The organism is Acinetobacter sp. DL27, assembly GCF_055810995.1.
Window position 1 is genome coordinate 1857199 of record NZ_CM147947.1, and the last position, 17966, is coordinate 1875164.

General features: G+C 40.1%; 22 protein-coding genes. 10 read left to right on the forward strand and 12 right to left on the reverse strand.

Annotated elements, in window-relative coordinates:
• The first annotated feature begins 8 nt into the window (after positions 1 to 8).
• Genes icmH through AC0KVP_RS09010 form a run of 3 tightly spaced genes read left to right on the forward strand, consistent with a single transcriptional unit; the run spans position 9 to position 2382 of the window.
• A complete protein-coding gene (gene icmH, locus AC0KVP_RS09000) occupies positions 9 to 806 on the forward strand; it encodes a type IVB secretion system protein IcmH/DotU (protein WP_348929192.1) in 798 nt (265 codons plus the stop codon).
• Between the two features lie 11 nt (positions 807 to 817).
• The gene (locus AC0KVP_RS09005) at positions 818 to 1417 is read left to right on the forward strand and encodes a hypothetical protein (protein WP_058951972.1); all 600 of its coding nucleotides are present in this window, start codon (positions 818 to 820) and stop codon (positions 1415 to 1417) included.
• Positions 1414 to 2382 (forward strand): M15 family metallopeptidase, encoded by a 969-nt coding sequence (locus tag AC0KVP_RS09010; protein ID WP_125273823.1) that lies wholly within the window; start codon positions 1414 to 1416, stop codon positions 2380 to 2382. Before AC0KVP_RS09005 ends, AC0KVP_RS09010 begins: the two co-directional genes overlap by 4 nt.
• Here the strand turns inward: AC0KVP_RS09010 and AC0KVP_RS09015 are convergent, their stop codons facing one another.
• The 8 genes from AC0KVP_RS09015 to AC0KVP_RS09050 all read right to left on the reverse strand — a co-directional run bounded on the left by AC0KVP_RS09015 (position 2383) and on the right by AC0KVP_RS09050 (position 7485).
• A complete protein-coding gene (locus AC0KVP_RS09015) occupies positions 2383 to 3156 on the reverse strand; it encodes an alpha/beta fold hydrolase (protein WP_473336133.1) in 774 nt (257 codons plus the stop codon).
• A gap of 214 nt (positions 3157 to 3370) precedes the next feature.
• Positions 3371 to 4240, reverse strand: coding sequence for an MBL fold metallo-hydrolase (locus AC0KVP_RS09020; RefSeq protein ID WP_473336136.1), 870 nt, complete (start codon positions 4238 to 4240; stop codon positions 3371 to 3373).
• Positions 4237 to 4659, reverse strand: coding sequence for a DUF6691 family protein (locus AC0KVP_RS09025; RefSeq protein WP_473336139.1), 423 nt, complete (start codon positions 4657 to 4659; stop codon positions 4237 to 4239). The genes AC0KVP_RS09020 and AC0KVP_RS09025 overlap by 4 nt, the downstream gene beginning before the upstream one ends.
• A gap of 1 nt (position 4660) precedes the next feature.
• Positions 4661 to 5077, reverse strand: a complete 417-nt coding sequence (locus AC0KVP_RS09030; RefSeq protein WP_473336141.1) for a YeeE/YedE family protein — start codon at positions 5075 to 5077, stop codon at positions 4661 to 4663.
• A gap of 472 nt (positions 5078 to 5549) precedes the next feature.
• A complete protein-coding gene (locus AC0KVP_RS09035; protein WP_473340478.1) occupies positions 5550 to 6275 on the reverse strand; it encodes a zeta toxin in 726 nt (241 codons plus the stop codon).
• Between the two features lie 33 nt (positions 6276 to 6308).
• The gene (locus tag AC0KVP_RS09040) at positions 6309 to 6560 is read right to left on the reverse strand and encodes a hypothetical protein (RefSeq protein ID WP_279666523.1); all 252 of its coding nucleotides are present in this window, start codon (positions 6558 to 6560) and stop codon (positions 6309 to 6311) included.
• 127 nt (positions 6561 to 6687) lie between these two features.
• Positions 6688 to 7113 carry a hypothetical protein gene (locus AC0KVP_RS09045; RefSeq protein WP_473336143.1) on the reverse strand — a complete coding sequence of 142 codons (426 nt, stop codon included), beginning with the start codon at positions 7111 to 7113 and terminating at the stop codon, positions 6688 to 6690.
• 3 nt (positions 7114 to 7116) lie between these two features.
• Positions 7117 to 7485: an immunity protein Imm33 domain-containing protein gene (locus AC0KVP_RS09050; protein ID WP_004979554.1), complete on the reverse strand. Its 369-nt coding sequence runs from the start codon at positions 7483 to 7485 to the stop codon at positions 7117 to 7119.
• A 185-nt stretch (positions 7486 to 7670) separates the two neighbouring features.
• On the opposite strand from AC0KVP_RS09050, the gene AC0KVP_RS09055 reads away from it, so the two are divergent.
• The 5 genes from AC0KVP_RS09055 (at position 7671) to AC0KVP_RS09075 (ending at position 11821) form a co-directional block, all read left to right on the forward strand.
• Entirely contained in the window at positions 7671 to 8615 is a 945-nt protein-coding gene (locus AC0KVP_RS09055) for an ABC transporter permease (protein WP_473336145.1), read from the forward strand.
• Positions 8615 to 9511, forward strand: coding sequence for an ABC transporter ATP-binding protein (locus AC0KVP_RS09060; RefSeq protein WP_473336147.1), 897 nt, complete (start codon positions 8615 to 8617; stop codon positions 9509 to 9511). Before AC0KVP_RS09055 ends, AC0KVP_RS09060 begins: the two co-directional genes overlap by 1 nt.
• 71 nt (positions 9512 to 9582) lie before the next feature.
• Positions 9583 to 10593 (forward strand): isopenicillin N synthase family dioxygenase, encoded by a 1011-nt coding sequence (locus AC0KVP_RS09065; protein ID WP_473336150.1) that lies wholly within the window; start codon positions 9583 to 9585, stop codon positions 10591 to 10593.
• On the forward strand, positions 10590 to 11474 hold the full coding sequence (locus tag AC0KVP_RS09070) for a hypothetical protein (protein WP_473336152.1): 885 nt from the start codon (positions 10590 to 10592) through the stop codon (positions 11472 to 11474). Before AC0KVP_RS09065 ends, AC0KVP_RS09070 begins: the two co-directional genes overlap by 4 nt.
• A 17-nt stretch (positions 11475 to 11491) precedes the next feature.
• Positions 11492 to 11821: a DMT family transporter gene (locus tag AC0KVP_RS09075; protein WP_159128315.1), complete on the forward strand. Its 330-nt coding sequence runs from the start codon at positions 11492 to 11494 to the stop codon at positions 11819 to 11821.
• A 111-nt stretch (positions 11822 to 11932) separates the two neighbouring features.
• Here the strand turns inward: AC0KVP_RS09075 and AC0KVP_RS09080 are convergent, their stop codons facing one another.
• The 4 genes from AC0KVP_RS09080 to AC0KVP_RS09095 form a co-directional block, all read right to left on the reverse strand.
• Positions 11933 to 12955, reverse strand: a complete 1023-nt coding sequence (locus AC0KVP_RS09080; protein ID WP_473336155.1) for an ABC transporter substrate-binding protein — start codon at positions 12953 to 12955, stop codon at positions 11933 to 11935.
• A gap of 75 nt (positions 12956 to 13030) precedes the next feature.
• Positions 13031 to 13486: a transcriptional regulator gene (locus AC0KVP_RS09085; protein WP_183174338.1), complete on the reverse strand. Its 456-nt coding sequence runs from the start codon at positions 13484 to 13486 to the stop codon at positions 13031 to 13033.
• Between the two features lie 4 nt (positions 13487 to 13490).
• The gene (locus AC0KVP_RS09090) at positions 13491 to 13613 is read right to left on the reverse strand and encodes a hypothetical protein (protein WP_473336158.1); all 123 of its coding nucleotides are present in this window, start codon (positions 13611 to 13613) and stop codon (positions 13491 to 13493) included.
• Positions 13614 to 13932: 319 nt separating this feature from the next.
• Positions 13933 to 14424: a hypothetical protein gene (locus tag AC0KVP_RS09095; protein WP_183174339.1), complete on the reverse strand. Its 492-nt coding sequence runs from the start codon at positions 14422 to 14424 to the stop codon at positions 13933 to 13935.
• Between the two features lie 329 nt (positions 14425 to 14753).
• Here AC0KVP_RS09095 and AC0KVP_RS09100 point away from each other — a divergent pair, with 329 nt between their 5' ends.
• Both AC0KVP_RS09100 and AC0KVP_RS09105 read left to right on the forward strand, forming a co-directional pair.
• Entirely contained in the window at positions 14754 to 15833 is a 1080-nt protein-coding gene (locus AC0KVP_RS09100) for a putative zinc-binding metallopeptidase (RefSeq protein WP_183174340.1), read from the forward strand.
• 133 nt (positions 15834 to 15966) lie between these two features.
• Positions 15967 to 17907: an esterase/lipase family protein gene (locus AC0KVP_RS09105; RefSeq protein ID WP_473336161.1), complete on the forward strand. Its 1941-nt coding sequence runs from the start codon at positions 15967 to 15969 to the stop codon at positions 17905 to 17907.
• The last annotated feature ends 59 nt before the right edge of the window (positions 17908 to 17966 follow it).

Genomic DNA, 17966 nt, shown 5'->3' on the forward strand with positions numbered 1-17966 from the left:
AATGAATCATGAATAATGCCCCTTCACTTTTTGATGATGGACAAATTGGAACTGGTTCAATTTCTCAGCCCATGACCACCAAAGTCACCAGTACAACCAACTTGGTCGACTTACTCCATGATGGTTTTTATATTGTATTTTTATTAAAAAACAAATATATACCGAGTAGTTCGACTGAATTTCGCGAAAAAATCATTGCCCTACTCAACCGTTTTGAAAACCAAGCCCGAAAATTACAATTTTCATCAGATGATATTCAAGATGCTAAATATGCTTACTGTGCATTATTAGATGAAACCATTGTGACTCAGCAAGATGCACAATTTTTCGAGCTACAAAATAGTTGGTTAATCAGTCCCTTACAGCTTAGTTTATTTGGCTCGCAACTTGCGGGTTATCGTTTTTTCGAAATCTTAGAAGAGCTACGTCGTAAAGGAAATAGTCGATTAGCCGCACTTGAAGTTTATCATTACTGCATGCTTCTGGGTTTTCATGGTAGATATCGTATTGAATCTATAGAAAATTTAAACCATTTGGTCGCACGTGTGGGCGATGAAATTGACTATTTGAAAGGGAAAAAGGCGGCCTTTTCTCCTTTTGCATCGCTCCCCGATCAAATTAAACACATGATTCACCGTGAGCTTCCTTTTTACTGGATTTTACTTTTTCTAATCGTATTCGCGCTCTTATCCTTTGCAGGCTTGCGTTATATGTTATCAAAGCAAAGTACGAATTCTTTGGCCACATATGAAAATGTCATTTCTACGCCAACAGAACAGGCACATATTACTATTCATTTACCCTAAGAACTAACTCCATGGCTCATGAAAAACGGACTTCAGTCAAAATTTTGACGTCTACAAAAAAGAAAAATATTTCACCTATGCTCTATGCGTTTGGTGGTTTTTTGAGTGGTGTCTTATTAATGGCTACTCTTGGTTTTACTTACTTTTTTACACAACAAAAAAATGATTTAATACAGGTTAGTCAAAGTTCTAGCGTCGATGTCACTGAACCCTCAGTCGATAATGAAGCCCCGACGCGGGAACCCGAAGCTATTTTTGAAACGACTAAAGTCATCCCTTCTAAAAGTGTTCAACCTTCAAATGTAACTGAGCCGCCTTCTGATTTTCCTCAACCCAAAGAAGATGAATTAAGCAAAGCATTTCTTCGTCCAGCTGAAACAGTTTCTGCACCATCGATGAAGAGTGCTAGTTCGCAGCCCTTACCAAAAGAAAATAAGAAACAAAACTCGTCAACGCAAAGTTCGGCCGCACCGAAAGATAAAAATCACGACAAAGTAGCCAAAGCAGAACAGGCAGTGGAAAAATCCGAAGAATCTCCCACAGGGAGTGTACAAACCAAGATTACAACTCGTACCGTCGAAGCCCCAATTCCAGCTACTATCAGACTATGATTTATGCTCTTTTTTCGCTTTTTCTAATCTTGTCACTAGGGCTAGGTTTAGCACTGTCCTATGAACTCAGAGTAAAATTAGCAGGCTTTTTTGTCGGGTTAATTCCTCAAGGAAAAAAAAGATTTCAATCCGCTCGTCATTTTGCACAGCATATAAATCATGCTGCTGCGCCCGAGCAATTGCAGTCGCATTGGCATATTCAGCAGTGGTGGATATTGGTTGCAGGTCTATTTCTATTTGCCAGCATCTTAATGTTTGCTTTTACCAGTCCAGTCACACCCACTAAAATCGAAGCCGATTATTTAAAACAATCGGATCCACAAATTTATGCCCTACTTGATGGACAAATTTTGTCCCCACCACCAGAGATCGAAGAATCCTTAGTTGCGGCGGCCATAGTTGAAGCAAGTCTGCTTGAGCAAGCGGATCTTAATAATAATTCTATTCAAGCCAGTGCTTTGAATTACGATCCAAGTATTCAGGATGTACATTCAACTCATTCACATGACAATTTAGCAACGGCTGATCGTAAGTGGCACAAAATGAACCCACGCTATAAACAACGTTTACTGATGGTATTTAAAATAATGCGTGAGCAGCATGGATATGAACTGGTTTTACTTGAAGGCTATCGTAGCCCGCAGCGTCAGAATTCTTTAGCCAGCAATAAAAATACGACTTTGGCACGGGGTTATCAGAGTTATCACCAATTTGGATTGGCGGCGGATGTCGCATTTAAGCGGGATGGAAAAGTCGTTATTTCTGAACGAGATCCATGGGCGATGCGTGGCTATCAGCTCTATGGTGAAGTTGCAGAATCTGTAGGTTTAACTTGGGGCGGGCGTTGGAAGTCGATCCAAGACTATGGCCATACTGAATATCGAATGCCGAATTTAAAGAAAACTGCGGAAATGGCTGAAAAGCTGACCTCTGAAGGACAACTTTCAGCTGCAAATTTGAGTTAATCAGGTTGAAGGCTGACTCAAATATTGAGTAATGATTTGCAGAACTTGCTCAGTTTTCTCTGCATGTAACCAGTGTCCAGCATCTGCCACCGTCTGAATCTGGGCTTGAGAAAACTGCGATTGGATAGCTTCTATATATTCTGGCTTTTTTACATATGGTGAGTTTCCACCACGTATAAATAATGCAGGCTTATGCCATGTTTCTATATTTTCCCATGACAGAATTTGGGTATAGTTCTGATACAGTGCGTCTACATTAAACAACCACTTCCTTTTGCTAAAAGATTTCAAGAGAAACTGAATCACCATTTCTTCTTTGAGATATTCACGCATGATTTCTATGGCTTGTTGACGTGTTTCAATATCTGCTTTTTGTACCGCAAAGAGCGCTTTAAAAATCTGCTCATGATGATTTTCTTTATAAGCAATAGGCGTAATATCCAATACCACCAGTTGATCTAGTCGATCTCCTGCGAGTTCGGTCACTTTTATCACCAGCTTTCCCCCCATCGAATGCCCGATCAAAGAAAAGTACTCGATATTGAGTTCATCTAAAGTTTCAATTAGATCGGTTGCCATAGCCTTATAATTCATCACATTTGAATGTGCAGATAACCCATGATTACGTACATCTACCTGTAATACATGGTGGCTTGAATAAAACTCCCGAGCCAACATCCCTAAATTACTTAAACTGCCAAATAAACCGTGAACAAAGACCAGTGTTTTTGCAGCTGACTGCTCATTTTGATGAAATTGATGATTTAGGATCATATGAAACTTACTTTATTTGATTTCTATAGATATTGAATTTTTAATGGGAATAAATCAAAAGACTTTTTAGATTAAGTTCAATTATGCTTAGGCTATTTTGAGTGAAATACTTGCTTAGGCTAAATTTAAAGGCATGATGTACATGCCTGTTTAAGATCAGATTTTAAGCAAGTGAAAAGATGCCGAATGCTTTAAGTCTTGCTACTTTTCTGTTTTAAAAATAATTCAGCGGAATTTTTAAATAAGAAATACCATTGTCTTCTGGTTGAGGGAACTTGCCTGCAAACATATTGATTTGAATTGCGGGTAATATCAATTTTGGCATGCTTAACGTTGCATCACGGCGGTTTCGCATCTCGACAAAATCGACCCTTTCCGTTGTAGTATTGATATGAATGTTTTCATGCTTTTGCGAATAAACCGATGTCTCATATTGGTATTGATCACGACTTTCGGGTAAGTAGTCATGGCATAAAAACATCCTCGTTTGATCTGGCAATGTGTACAAAGTCTTCACTGAGTCAAATAAAGCCGCCGCACTCCCATTTGGAAAATCACAACGTGCCGTCCCATAGTCAGGCATAAACAACGTGTCCCCCACGAAAACAGCATCACCAATGACATAACTGAGACACGCAGGTGTATGCCCTGGTGTCGGAATATTATATGCTTTTATGTTGCCTATCAAAAATGTCTCGTGATCTGCAAAAAGATAATCAAATGACTGCGTAGCGTTTAAACTTTTAATATCTAAGTGATAAATCTCACCAAAAGTTTGTTGTACGATCTCGATCTTATGACTAATCGCAATTTTTCCACCTAGTTTTTGCTTTAAGTACTGAGCAGCACTTAAATGATCTGCATGCACATGTGTTTCTAAAATCCAGTCTACGCTTAGGCTATTTTTCTGAATATAAGCAATGATTAAATCGGTCTGCTCTGTTTTGGTCGTTGCCGATGCTGCATCATAATCCAACACACTATCAATCACGGCGCAGCGCTGAGTTTCAGGATCGCTCACTACATAACTAAACGTATTGGTCTGTGTATCAAAAAATGCTTTTACTTGCGCGGTTTGCTTCATGGCATTTTCTCCATCACTTTACGATGTAGCAGCACACCGACGAACATCGCAATTATAAAATAGATCGCTTGATAATAGCCCAGTCCAATCAAAGTAAAACTCGGCGCAGGGCAAATTCCCGCAATTCCCCAGCCTATACCAAATAGCAGACTTCCCAAGATCAGTTTTCTGTCGATTTTCGTATTTTTAGGCAGTTGTATAGCTTCACCATAAACCGTTTTTGGATGTGTATGACGTACAGCTTTTTGAAAAGGAATAAATGCAACCGCAATTGCACCCATCATTACAAAAGCCAAACTGGCATCCCACTGCCCGAAAATATCTAAAAAGCCAATCACTTTCGCAGGATTCGACATTCCTGAAAGCATGAGACCAATTGAAAATAATCCACCCCAAATGAATGCCCAAACATTTTTCATTTTAGATTGCTCCAAGCATATGACGGACAACATACACAGTAAAAAAGCCTGCGAACATAAAACTCATTGTAGCGATGATTGAACGTTTGGATAAACGACTGATACCACAAATACCATGCCCGCTGGTACAACCAGAGCCTAAGCGAGTTCCAAAGCCTACTAATACGCCCGCAATAATTAACATGAAAGGTGTAGCTTCAATATAGATCTCTGGCTGAACAAAAGCGGCATATATAAACGGAACAATGAACAGGCCCAATAAAAACCACAGTGCAGGCGTATTTATGATCCCTTTTAAGTTTAAAACTTGAGAGACCAGACCACTGATTCCTGCAATTCGTCCATTGGTATATAAATATCCAACGGCGGAGATGCCGAGTAATATTCCACCTATAAAAGACCACGCAAAATCATGCATTGGTAAGCACCTTAAAACAATATATGTTTTTATAATATATCTAATTAAAAAATAATCAAGCACCCTTTGTATCTATCGATGCTATACATGTCTATGACCAGTGTTTACGGGCCCTTTCATCTAGGTTTAGATATTTGAATAGACACTACCTGTTCGTTCTCGAAGCTTTTAGTCGTTTAGGCAACACCTTAAAGCATTTTTTACATAGTTATTCTTCACAATCATGCAAAAATATTGAATATATTCCCGAGGAATTTTGTATTCAGCTCTTTTTTAGATTAGAAATACTTAACTTATCTCATTTTATTTCATTATAGTTTGCATTTAAAGAACCTGAATAGAGTTAGAGGTACATCTCTACATCATGATCATTATTCTCAGTTTATGAAACACATTTACAACTTTTGAATATATTTTTATGCAGGTAGACACTTGAAAAGTGATGAAATAGCCAGCTCTTTTTCTGAGCAGTTTATTGGAATTCTGATAATACACGCTCTGCAAACCATCTTGGGAGCTTAGACACGGCGGCATTCATTTTTAAGGTTTCAGCTACTTCTATTTCTGCAAGAAAAGACGCTTGTATACCATCGGAAGAGTTATCAAACAAGTAGGCTCGATCACAGCACTCTATAGCTTGCATGAGCAGATCCATACTTCGGTAATAACGCTCGATAATTTTCTGCTCTGGAACAGGATGGCCGCCCACACTGACGCGATACTTGACCCGAGCAATATTGATTTGTGGATCGACTGTTGAGACATAATATAGATAGGTTTTATAACCCTGTCGTTTCGCTTCTCGGAGAAACTCAACTTTAGAGATATGTGACATTACCGTCTCAAAAGTAAAACTGACTTTTAAGCGCAGAAACTCAAGCCGGATATAATCAATAATGCGTGCACAGAGATAAGAATCGATTTCATTGGTTTTAAACTCGATCTTCCATTCATCTAGTACCATCGGCTCATGCGTAAGTAGGGCCACGAACTGTCCCGCTTGAGGACGCTTCTTACTTTTTAGAAAAGTGACCAACTCTGAAGCTTTTAAGGAAGGATGATAATGTAATAAATCAAGGCATTGACTCTGTCTTAAGTTTTGTTCCAGTTCATCTGCATTTAAATATGCCCCAATATGTTGGGGCAAAAGGTAATCTTTAACAGTGCTTTTACCAGAACCATTCGGCCCTGCAAACATTCTTATTCTAGGTTGTCGAGGTGGCATATCAATCTATACGGTTGCGTGTTTCTTTTTACGTGTCAGTGTCGGTAAAACGCCTACATCGATATAAGCATGACTTAAGTCTTGTAAAACAGTTTCATTGCCATGAATATCGCGTTCAACCAACTGTTCAGCTTTTGCATAAACCACAGACGAACGAGTGGTTGCTTTTTGAAAAGCATCATGAAAAGCATGAATGGCAAGTTTAGGAATCATATCATCCTCATATTTGCCTACTTTAATGTCGGTATAAGCTGCCATACACCAACTCCTACTCAAACGATGGTTGATTTTTATTTATCTTAACACAATCGAGGACATTGTCTATTTATACAGCATCCTGAAACAATAAATTAGATCTTAAGGCCTACTCTAAATCCGTACTGTCTTATTGGGTTACTTTACTGTTTACTCGATTCGTATCTTCAACTTTTAAAGCTTTCGCCGTTGGGCAGAAGGCACTTTCATTCATCCCTGCATCGGTCAGACTTTTTTCTTGCTGATCAAGATAACGGTTGGCCACCATCAGCATCACGGAAGCGGTACTTAATTCAATATTGGCCTTAGATAGCGCAGCAATTTGATGATATGCAGCCATACGCTGACAAAATGCGGTTTTCATTTCTGTTGCTGTCGCTGGATTATCTTTTGCATCTAAAACGGTTTTAGTTGAATTCACAGTTGCTGTATATTCAGCCATCTTCTGATCATACTGTGCCTGAGTTAGCTTCGTTGTTTCTGCATAACTCAGGGTTGATAGAAATGATGATAAAAATAACGAAAGGCTAAGCAACGTCCATGTTTGTTTTTTCATGTATTAAGACTCATCGCCTTCTTTCCATACGTCTTCATAGTCATCGCCATCAATCATAAAACGATAACCTTCACTTAAAGCCAAATATGGAAGTACATCAGGTAAGATATCTTGTAATTCACGTACAGTCATGGTTGTAAAAAAGTCTTGGCCCTCACCCAATTCACCACCATAAATAAACCAAGCGACATTCTCTTCAGTTTCTGGCTTTTTACGTAAACCGACAATGGGTTCTTGATTTAAAGTCTGTACAGCAACAGCAACGACATCATCACCTTTTACTTCAACATAAGCCGAGTCAAATTCTTCACACAGTAGTTTTTGTTCTGCAATCAATTCATTCAATGCAGATTGTTGTGACTTTTGTGCCATGCGATGCTGCCCCTTTTGAGCGTCAATCTATCGATAACGCATTTTAAAACATATTTAGGTCAAAGGCTGTTTTTATTTAAACAATTAGCACACAGGTGAACACTCAATATCATTACAAATGTGGCATTCATTTTGCTTAACAGTATTACGTTTTATAAAAAAAGTAATATCGGGGCTAAGCAACTATGGGTTATGTCGCGCGAGAACTCAGTCCTCAAAGCAAAATATTGCTGGGCTTTGGATCATTTCTAATACCAATCCTCATTTGGTGTGCTGTGAGTTATTTGCCCTTTATTTGGCATCCGCAGGTACAAATCACCAACTCTGGCAGTGTTTCTTTTTTACAAGTCGGTAGCCGTGTAGACAAAAGTGTGTTCTATGCAGAAGCACAAAATGCCGTCAATGCAGGCACAGAACCACCACAAGGTCATTTGGTCAATCCAATTTATTTACCAGCACCCCACCAAGTTGCGACAGCCTTAGTGACGGCATTTACTACACCACCAGCTCAAGCCGATGCACCATGGTTTCATCAAAGTCTTTGGCACAGTATCAAGATTGTATTTAGTGCTTTCTTTATTGCATCACTCGTTGGTATTCCATTGGGGATTTTATGTGGTTTTTCCAACAAAATTTCCCAGCTCACTGAACCCTTTGTTGAGTTCTTTCGCTACTTACCTGCGCCTGCCTTTGGTGCATTGGCTGTTGCCATATTAGGCATTAATGATGCACCAAAGATTGCCATCATCGTGATTGGGACGCTGTTTCAGCAAATTCTGATTATTGCCAATACTACGCGTATGGTGGACCGCGGGCTGATTGAAGCGGGTTATACCCTAGGGACGAATAAAGCAAAAAGTCTGTTTCACGTGGTCATTCCAGCGGCGTTACCCGATATTTACCGTGATTTACGTGTTTTGCTGGGCTGGGCTTGGACCTACTTAATTGTCTCTGAACTAATTGGCACCACCACAGGGATCACTTGGTTTATTACCCAGCAAGCACGCTACCAGAACTTTGACAATGTCTATGCTGCGATTTTAATTATTGGCGTGATTGGCTTGGTCTGTGATGTGATTTTAATGAAGCTCGGACAACATCTGTTTAAATGGAAAGCGGGAGCAAAATAATGAAAACCACAGATATAAGAACGACGGAATTCAATGCTCGTCAGTATTTTGATCACATTTATCAACGTCCTGTCATTTTAGAGGCCAAACAACTTAGTCAAGTTTTTCAGCATGGTAAAAGCTCTCGTACGATTTTAAATCAGCTCGATTTGAAAATTCATAAGCGGGAGTTTATTTGTGTGATTGGTCCATCTGGTTGCGGAAAATCGACCTTTAGTCGTGTTGTTGCGGGTCTAGACCCATATAGCAGTGGCGAATTGCTAGTAGATGGACAGCCCATTTTAGGCCCTAGTCCAGAGCGAGGCATGGTGTTTCAAGGCTATACCTTATTTCCTTGGAAATCGGTTAAAGAAAATGTGATGTTTGGTCCACTGATGAAAGGTGCAAGTCATGCCTCAGCCGAAGCGGCTGCACGAGAATGGATCAATATTATTGGCTTAGAGAAGTATGAAAACCAATATCCGCATCAACTGTCTGGCGGGATGAAGCAACGTGTTGCGATTGCCCGTGCTTTAGTCAATGAACCGAAAATTTTACTGATGGATGAACCTTTCGGTGCGCTTGACCCGCATACCCGTCAGAAAATGCAAAAACACCTGATGGACTTATGGCAAAACATTGATATCACCATCATCTTTGTAACCCATGATATGGATGAGGCTATTTTACTGGCTGATCGTATCGTAGCGCTGAAAGCCAATCCGGGTGAAATTAAAGAAATTATTGAGGTGGATTTACCCCGCCCACGAAGCGCTGAACTGATGTCCAGCCCTGCCTTTAAGCAACTTCGAGAGCGAGTCGATTTCTTAGTACATACACAAGAAGAAGAGCTTGACCCAGCACTGGAAGATTTACCCAAAATTCCACGGATGACCCAAGTTAGTACGCATAAATAATTCATTGATCTAGCCTGAGGGACGACCCTTAGGTTTTATGCACTGTTGGACGGCCAACACGAGGATTTACCATGCAAGATAAATATGTCCTTCCACTGGTGGATATCAGCCTTTTAAATAGCCCAAATCTAGATGACCGTATGCAAGTTGCTCAAGCGCTTGATCAGGCTTGTAAAGAAGTTGGTTTTCTCTACCTCAAAGGTGATCAATTTCAACCTGCATTATTTGCACAGTTATGTGACATCGCGGAGCATTATTTTGCCCAAGATGACACACTCAAAATGCAAAATTATATTGGCAAATCGGTCAACCATAGTGGCTATGTGCCTATAGGTGAAGAACAGTTTTCGAGTAACAGCTACGATGTAAAAGAATCTTATGATGTGAATTATGACTATCAAGGGTCTGCATTAAATTATCCCTTACTAGGCCCGACGCAATGGCCGGATGATCCTGCATTTAAACGCCATGTATCACAGTACTATCAACACTTAAAAGCCATTGGTCATCAACTATTTCGCTGTTTTGCACTGGCTTTAGAGCAGAAAGAAGACTTTTTTGATGTCCATATTCAACATGCACCAAGCCAGTTACGCCTCATTCACTATCCATATAACCCTCAAGCGACGGATGCAGAAGGCATCGGGGCGCATACCGACTATGAGTGCTTTACTTTATTATTGCCGACAGCACCCGGTTTACAAGTCCTCACTAAGCAAGGTGAATGGATTGATATTCCCCTACTTGAAAATACGTTGGTGATGAACATTGGTGACATGATGGAGATATTGTCCAATGGCAAATATTTAGCCACCAAGCATCGGGTCAAAAAAGTCCAACAAGAACGCTACTCCTTTCCTTTATTTTTTTCTTGTGACTATGACTATGTCATCCAACCGATTAATACAAATGAGCCACCTAAATATGCGCCACTGGCAGGTGGAGAACATTTGTTTAATCAAACAGCTCAAACCTTTCATTATTTAAAACAACGTGTAGCCAGTGGTGAACTGGTCTTAAAGAACGCCGTTCCGCTTTATTCTTTTGGTCTGACTGAGTCAAACATGGAGTACACCCCATGAATTTATTCGAAACTTTAGGTCAGTTAAAACCTATCGCAGCTGCTTCAGGCAATGTACCAACCTATTTAATGGGTGCATTTCGGCGTAAGAGTATTAGCTTTTACAATGGCCTGACAGATGAAAATACGATTGTGTATTGGTTTCAGTCCAAGAGCTTCACCATCGACTTACGTCTCAAATCAGCAACAGATACCCCCATCACAGAGCGTCAAGCATGGGTCGGTTATACGCATTGGGATACACAAATTGCATCACTGTCATGGGTGTTAAGTAGTAATTATCAGAACCATACCCAGTGGCCTGAGCCTGCAACCCTACATAGCATTGGCAATTGTATTTTGGAGTTTTCACCCAGTAATGCCTATGTTGAAGACTGGCGTCAACACGCCAGTACGGGTTTATTTTTAGGACTCCGCTTAGTCAAAGCCGTACATGTTGCCACGCAGCAAGAAATTTCGCTTGATGGCGGTCTCATCATCTGCGGTGAGTATATGGCATATGCACAGTCACGTTTACCCCATATTCAACAGAATATAGACGCGTTAGGGGTTCTTTCTTATGTGGAGCAAAGTCCTTCTGACTTAAATCAAATTGAAAGCTATGAAGTATCAGTTTCAACTCAGGATCAGCTCATTCAATATTCAAGCTGCACCCAAATGACTCAACAACAACTCATTCTAGATGGTTTTGAAGTCGTTGATACTGAAACCCTCATACAGCATAAATTGATCGGTGGAGAAGCGTATCAGTTGGTGTTTGTCTTGGATGTGTATGAACCTGAATACACTTTTCAAAATGTAACACCTACCACGGCGGACAGTCAGCATTGGCTGAAACAAGAACAACATCACCTCATGCATCATGCAACTGTGGTTGCGTAAGGGAGCTTTAATAAGCTATGGCTTTTCTCTATTTATTGATTGCCGTGATTGCAGAAGTCCTCGCAACTTCTGCATTAAAAGCGACCAATGGTTTCACTGCACCTTTACCTATTGTTTTAACTATTATTGGTTATGCAATTGCGCTCTTTTTCTTAGGTCTAACGTTTAAATCCATCCCTATGGGGCTAGCTTACGCACTGTGGTCAGGTGCAGGCATTATCCTGATCTCTACAGTCGGTTGGATTTACTTTAAACAGCAACTCGATTTTGCGGCGGTTGTTGGTTTAAGTTTTATGATTATCGGCATCGTGATTATTCATGTGTTTTCTAAAAGTACTCATTTATAAATACATACCTTAAAATCTACTCTTTATTTAACATTAGATCTTTCTTTGCTTTTTAAACACACTCATACAAAAAAGCCCAAGTTAACTTGGGCTTTTAGTTTCTACGGAGTCTTACTTTAACTCTTCAACCAAAGCTGGGTAAATTGCGCCATCAACATCCATTTCTTTTTTATAAATGCCATTTTCAACGTTGAATTTGTTTACGTGGTAGCTTGAGCCATAAATCGAGTCAAAACCTGAACCTTTTTTAAAGACGGTTTTATTGGCTGCCAAATCGAGTAAATGCGTCCCGCCAATAAATTGTTCATATTGTTTCGGATCAACTCCAACACGGTTAGACATAATTTTCACGGCGTCTTCATGTGTTGCAGGGTCATTAATATATTTGACTGTTTTATCCCACACTTGGATCATCTTTTTCCAATCTTCTTTATTGGCAGAAAGATGGCTCATATTCACGGTCAGCGTGTCATAAATTAAACCAGGCTTATCTTTAGAACTATAAATAATTTTAGACCCTGCAACAGACTTCAACGCTTGATTGGCTACAGGTTGCCAGACCGCAATTGCAGCAATGTCTGGACTGGCAAAAACTTGTGGAAGCTCATTGGTCATGGAATTGACCAATTTAATGTCACTGGTCTTAATTTTTGCATCTGTTAGTGCTGTACTTAGCAATAAATGGTCAACCAAGCCTTTTTCAGTGGCAATACTTTTGCCTTTTAAATCGGCAATGCTGTTAATTCCATCTTTTGCAATGATCACATCATTACCTGCGGAGTAGTCCGTCGCCATAATCATGACACCTTGAGTGCCACCAGAAGCTGTAACTAGATTATCTCCATTGGTCACCAGTACTGCATCTAGCTGATTGGCTGCAAAAGCCGAAAGCGATGATGAATAATCAAACCATTTAAATTCAACATTCAACCCCGCTTCTTTGAGCCAACCTTTTTCAATTGCCACCTGCCATGCAACAAAACCCGGCCAATCACTATAGCCAATCGTGATGGTTTTGGTGGCTGAGCTCTCAGATACACTGTCTTTTGTTTCAGGAATTTTGGCGGTGTTATCACAACCTGCCAATAAAATAGTCGAAACAATAGAGACTGATAAGAACGCTTTTTTAATCATGATGCAATTTTCCCGATGCTGTAAATGTTTAAACTTGCTATGTATGGAGTGAGTCATTGAGGACGGTGAACATGGTCACGATTTCAACGCTCTCTGTTTTTCATTTTGTGGAATCGGCGGCATCACCGCATCCATCAGCTCCAAATGCCCTTTGATCACACCTTTCAAAGCAATAAATTGCTGGCTCAACGCTTTTAACTCTGTAGTTAAGCCCTGCAAAATCATCACTTCTAGAATTTTTTGCTCATCTAACTGAATATGCAGTGAACTGACCACTTGTTCTAAAAACTGTTGCTGTAAGTCCAGCAATTGGACTCTAAGTGGCGTAACACTGGCGTCATAGAGCAAGGTAAACGTCCCCACCATCACGGCGTTACGTTGCTCCTGATCCGCAATCAAATGTTTATTGATCATGTCGACAATGGCTTGAGAACGGCTTTCATAGTGCTGATCGACAATTTTCTGATCCAATGCATCGACAGTTAGTTCGGGCACAGTGATGCTGATCCGTGCCAATTTATATTTCGGCACGCGCTTATCCTTTTTTGGATGGATCTTGCTTGATATAAATGCCCGCTCTAGCGCTTAAGATGGCGACCACGAACTGTTTAAATACGGTGAAGAATACATTTAAGTCATCTTTGAATTGTTTAGACATTTGCTGCTCCTTTCGGTATTACCAAAAAAGGTTTTTGTAATACCTAGAACTAAGCAGAATACATGCCAATTTTTTTGATTAGATTGACAGCAACAGCGCATTAAAAAGTTTATTTTTTGTGCAAAATTTATTTATATTTTTAAAATTGATACATCAAAGTGCATTTCGGGCTATTCAGCTTGACTTTTCATCCGTCAAAGGCCGAATGTTTACATCCCTAGAAGCAAAACACCTTATAGACATAAGATCGTATGTCCTCACAACTTTTAGTTTTCTCTCACTTATAAGCAAAAAAAATCGCCAGATGGCGATTTTTCTTTTATTGATAAGCTTTTTGGAACTCACCCAAAATTGGAGCTGAGACGCCATCTTTATACACATATCGAGAGATAATACCTTGATCTGTATAAATATTCATCTTGATCGAATCTGTACCTTTTAACTTACTCATCAAATTTACAGGCGCTAAAATATAATTGGTCGAACGGTTGGTGCCTAACACATGATCATGCTCTGTTGGTCCAGTGACAGCAAAAGTTTGGCTTTTTTGTCCATTGGTAAACACGACCTTTTGAATGTCGTATTTATTATAAGTGCTGCTCAAATGCATTTTTAACTTAAGCAACTCTTTGTTCGATTCATTCCAGCTCACAGTAACCACTGGACAAAGCTCATTCTGCGCACAAATGAGTAAACCTGTGGTACCCACATTTTGACGACTTGGGTCTGTAGAGGTTGTCGCACAACCTGAAAGCAACATCGCCCCCAAACTCATGAGTAGCCATTTTTTTGGCGATACGTTCGTTATCATTATATTTACTCCCAGAAACTTAAAAGGCTTTGAAATTCTAAAATGAAGCTTTGATTTTTCCCAGTCCCTATTTTTGACGAATCTGCACCTAAATCAAGCTTTTTCGTTCATTCAGGTTATAAATTTTAAAATTTATATCTCTTTATACAAATATGAAAGAAAAGAACCCACTGAAAAGTTCGCTACTAACCAAGCACATGTATTCTTTCTAATATGCTCTCAATGAATACTCAACTTTGCAAGCCTATCAAAACAGATGACAGAACATGACGAAGGGAATCAACATCCTTTATACTGATTTTAAAAGCTCACCAAAGACATAGCCGCCGATGAAATTCTTTAGTTGCGCATCCTGTCAAAACCAAGTCTTTTTTGCCAACTCACAATGTGTGAGCTGCCAAACTACACTCGGTTATATTGCATCAGAAAAAGATATGGGGAGCTTTGAACAGCATAGCCCTGTTCTTTGGTTAGCGCTAAATGAAAAATACCAGACGAAGCGCTATAAGCCTTGTTATAACTATCAGCATCATCAAGTCTGTAATTGGGTTATTCCCGCAGAGAGCAACGACATCTACTGTGAGTCTTGTGTACTCACATATACCATTCCTACTCTCGATAACCCAGATCATATCGTCTATTGGTCACGGCTCGAACATGCTAAACGGCGTTTTCTGTATTTAATGCAACGCCTGAATATTATGCCAAGGCCCAAATATAACGATGATGATCGCTACGGACTCCGTTTTAATTTTCTCATGCCTGAACCAGAGCACCCTGTGCTGACAGGACATGCTAATGGCGTCATTACACTCAATGCTAGTGAAGCAGATGTCATCTATAGAGAAACGACCCGTATTAAAATGGGTGAAAACTACCGTACGCTTTTGGGACATTTCCGTCATGAAAGTGGTCATTATTATTTTGACCTCATTAAATCGCTACATCCTGAGCTGGTCGACGAATTCCGTCAGTATTTTGGAGATGAACGTCAAGATTATAGCGCAGCACTACAACGTCACTATGAAGATGGCGCACCACAAAACTGGGACCAATTTTATGTCAGCTCTTACGCCAGTACACATCCTTGGGAAGACTGGGCAGAAACATGGGCACACTATTTACACATGATGGACACATTGGAAACCGCTTACTATGCAGGATTAATTGTGCGTAATAATCGAAAAGATACGCATGACTTAAGCTTTTACGAAAATCCAATCGGCGCTCAAGATTTTGATGTACTACTCAAACAGTGGATGACACTGACTTTTAACTTAAATGCGTTAAATCGCAGTATGGGTTTAGAAGATGCTTATCCGTTTACGCTCTCAGGACCAGTCCTCGATAAATTACGATTTATACATAAACATGTTTTGGGCAAAGCCTTTGCTCGCCAAATTGCTTGAGCTGAATATAAGTGTTCTTAAGTTATGTCTAGGGACACAAAAGATCAGACCGAATTTGGATGTAACTCGTTAGAAATTATCTTAAAATGAAAGACATCTTTAGCCTATATAGATAACGTCCGTGCTAAAAACTATGCTTTTAACGAGACATCATACTTTCACGCGACCAATCATTTTAGGGCTAACGATTGTTTTACTGCCGGCCTGCCAGTTGGTCAAAGTTAAAGAAAATAATATCCATCAGGCTATTCGTAGCAAGTCCGAAAATATCTTAACCCACGACCAATTGAGTGCGGAAACCACCAGCTTACTCAAATTACTCAGCCTGACGCCACAGCAATGCACCGCTGAATTTGAAACATGTTTGCAACGCTTAAACACACAAACGGATATTGCTGCAGATGAACGCTATGCCGCGTTAAGTGAACTGTATTTAGCTCAAGCTTTAGAGCTCTCAAAACAACGCAACTGTACCCACGCACAGCCACATAGTGAAAATAATCACTGCTTAGAACAAAGCCTTGAGGCCTTCGACCAGAGTTTACGTTATAGCTATGTGTATTTATTTAAAATGCAAGAAAGCCCAAGTACCCGGGTTTTTGATCAAAGACAAATGCATGTCCGCACTTTTTACAATGTTGCTTTGTCACGTTTAATTACCACGGCGTACCGTACGCAGCCTTTTCAACAAGTTCCCGCGCAACTCAACGTTCAACAACGTCAATATATTGTAAATTTAGAACACTATCCTGAACTGAAAAGTAAAACCATTGACCGAGTTCAATCCAGTTATAATTTAAACTTCTCGGGTTTTTATCAAGTCAACCGTCAAGACGGTCTGGGCGCAGAGTTTGTGGTTGTGGCTGAAGCGGATCCTATTCATAAAAATGATTTTATCCTTGACCCGATATCGTTTTATCAAAATCAAACCAATCCCAATATCCATCCTGCACGCTATTTGTCCGTAACCGCAGCGGCACAGCCATTAAACCCTGAAAGCAGCATTGAAGATGTGCTTAATGGCAAAGCCATTTTTGAGATTGAGCTGTTTAATCCTTATACGCAAAAGTATGTAGACATACATCAACAAAAATATATCCTCACGGCGAATTATTCTGTGCCTTTTGCCTACTGGCTGGCAGAAAATAAACTGGGCTCTACAGGCTACTTAACCTTGCTCGATAAAACTGAGCGATTGCGTATGCCACATGTCTATATGCTTGAACCCTACCAACCACATAAAAAAGTGATTGTACTTATTCATGGTCTCGCCAGCAGCCCTGAAACTTGGGTCAATCTGACCAATAACATTTTGGGGGATAAAGTTTTACGGGAAAACTTTCAAGTATGGCAGGTATTCTATTCAACCAATATGCCGATTGTTGAAAGCCGCTATCAGATTCATACACTACTTAAACAAGCCTTTGCACAAGTTCAACCCAACTCTCGCTCGGCCAGTGACGCCGTGCTGATTGGACATAGTATGGGCGGCGTCATAAGTCGCTTACTGATTAGTGAGCACGATATTTCTGAGCAAGTGATTCCACTGTTAAACTATGAGCAATACACCCGATTACAACAATACCCCGTAATCAAAGAACGTTTTCAATTTCATTCTGATTTACCCATTGGACGTGCCATTTTTATTGCCGCGCCTCACCGTGGCAGTGAACTATCTGACCGCTGGTACATGGAATTAGTGAAGAAAATGGTGAAGTTGCCGATCACTTTCTTTAACCAAGTGGATATACAGCTCAATGGTAGCTCTAGCACTAAAGGCATGGTGCAATCAGGCCCAGATGACTTAAGTCCAAAGTCGCGCTTTATGGCTTTGACCAGTAACATCATGCCTGTATCCAGAGTTCCTTATCATTCTATTATTGGCAATCACCGTCAGACCAATGACACACATGACATGAGCGATGGTATTGTGCCCTATTCAAGTTCACATTTAGAACAGGCTGTCTCTGAAAAAATCATTAAAGGCAATCACTCGGTGCATGAGGAAGCAGAAACATTATTAGAATTGCGCCGTATTTTGAGGCTACATCTTGAGCAAACTCAGGCTCAATGATCAACAGTACTAAAAATGTTTACTACTTGGAGATTTTTATCCGAATACTCTAACCCAGC

Bases quoted from the DNA above. Each gene is read 5' to 3' on its own strand.
- AC0KVP_RS09080 (WP_473336155.1), bottom strand. From the start codon at position 12,955: ATGATTAAAAAAGCGTTCTTATCAGTCTCTATTGTTTCGACTATTTTA.
- AC0KVP_RS09005 (WP_058951972.1), top strand. From the start codon at position 818: ATGGCTCATGAAAAACGGACTTCAGTCAAAATTTTGACGTCTACAAAA.
- AC0KVP_RS09045 (WP_473336143.1), bottom strand. From the start codon at position 7,113: ATGAAAAAACAAACATGGACGTTGCTTAGCCTTTCGTTATTTTTATCA.
- icmH (WP_348929192.1), top strand. From the start codon at position 9: ATGAATAATGCCCCTTCACTTTTTGATGATGGACAAATTGGAACTGGT.
- AC0KVP_RS09100 (WP_183174340.1), top strand. From the start codon at position 14,754: ATGAAATTCTTTAGTTGCGCATCCTGTCAAAACCAAGTCTTTTTTGCC.
- AC0KVP_RS09095 (WP_183174339.1), bottom strand. From the start codon at position 14,424: ATGATAACGAACGTATCGCCAAAAAAATGGCTACTCATGAGTTTGGGG.
- AC0KVP_RS09075 (WP_159128315.1), top strand. From the start codon at position 11,492: ATGGCTTTTCTCTATTTATTGATTGCCGTGATTGCAGAAGTCCTCGCA.
- AC0KVP_RS09040 (WP_279666523.1), bottom strand. From the start codon at position 6,560: ATGGCAGCTTATACCGACATTAAAGTAGGCAAATATGAGGATGATATG.
- AC0KVP_RS09070 (WP_473336152.1), top strand. From the start codon at position 10,590: ATGAATTTATTCGAAACTTTAGGTCAGTTAAAACCTATCGCAGCTGCT.
- AC0KVP_RS09050 (WP_004979554.1), bottom strand. From the start codon at position 7,485: ATGGCACAAAAGTCACAACAATCTGCATTGAATGAATTGATTGCAGAA.
- AC0KVP_RS09090 (WP_473336158.1), bottom strand. From the start codon at position 13,613: ATGTCTAAACAATTCAAAGATGACTTAAATGTATTCTTCACCGTATTT.
- AC0KVP_RS09065 (WP_473336150.1), top strand. From the start codon at position 9,583: ATGCAAGATAAATATGTCCTTCCACTGGTGGATATCAGCCTTTTAAAT.
- AC0KVP_RS09055 (WP_473336145.1), top strand. From the start codon at position 7,671: ATGGGTTATGTCGCGCGAGAACTCAGTCCTCAAAGCAAAATATTGCTG.
- AC0KVP_RS09015 (WP_473336133.1), bottom strand. From the start codon at position 3,156: ATGATCCTAAATCATCAATTTCATCAAAATGAGCAGTCAGCTGCAAAA.
- AC0KVP_RS09030 (WP_473336141.1), bottom strand. From the start codon at position 5,077: ATGCATGATTTTGCGTGGTCTTTTATAGGTGGAATATTACTCGGCATC.
- AC0KVP_RS09020 (WP_473336136.1), bottom strand. From the start codon at position 4,240: ATGAAGCAAACCGCGCAAGTAAAAGCATTTTTTGATACACAGACCAAT.
- AC0KVP_RS09105 (WP_473336161.1), top strand. From the start codon at position 15,967: ATGCTTTTAACGAGACATCATACTTTCACGCGACCAATCATTTTAGGG.
- AC0KVP_RS09010 (WP_125273823.1), top strand. From the start codon at position 1,414: ATGATTTATGCTCTTTTTTCGCTTTTTCTAATCTTGTCACTAGGGCTA.
- AC0KVP_RS09060 (WP_473336147.1), top strand. From the start codon at position 8,615: ATGAAAACCACAGATATAAGAACGACGGAATTCAATGCTCGTCAGTAT.
- AC0KVP_RS09025 (WP_473336139.1), bottom strand. From the start codon at position 4,659: ATGAAAAATGTTTGGGCATTCATTTGGGGTGGATTATTTTCAATTGGT.
- AC0KVP_RS09035 (WP_473340478.1), bottom strand. From the start codon at position 6,275: ATGTTTGCAGGGCCGAATGGTTCTGGTAAAAGCACTGTTAAAGATTAC.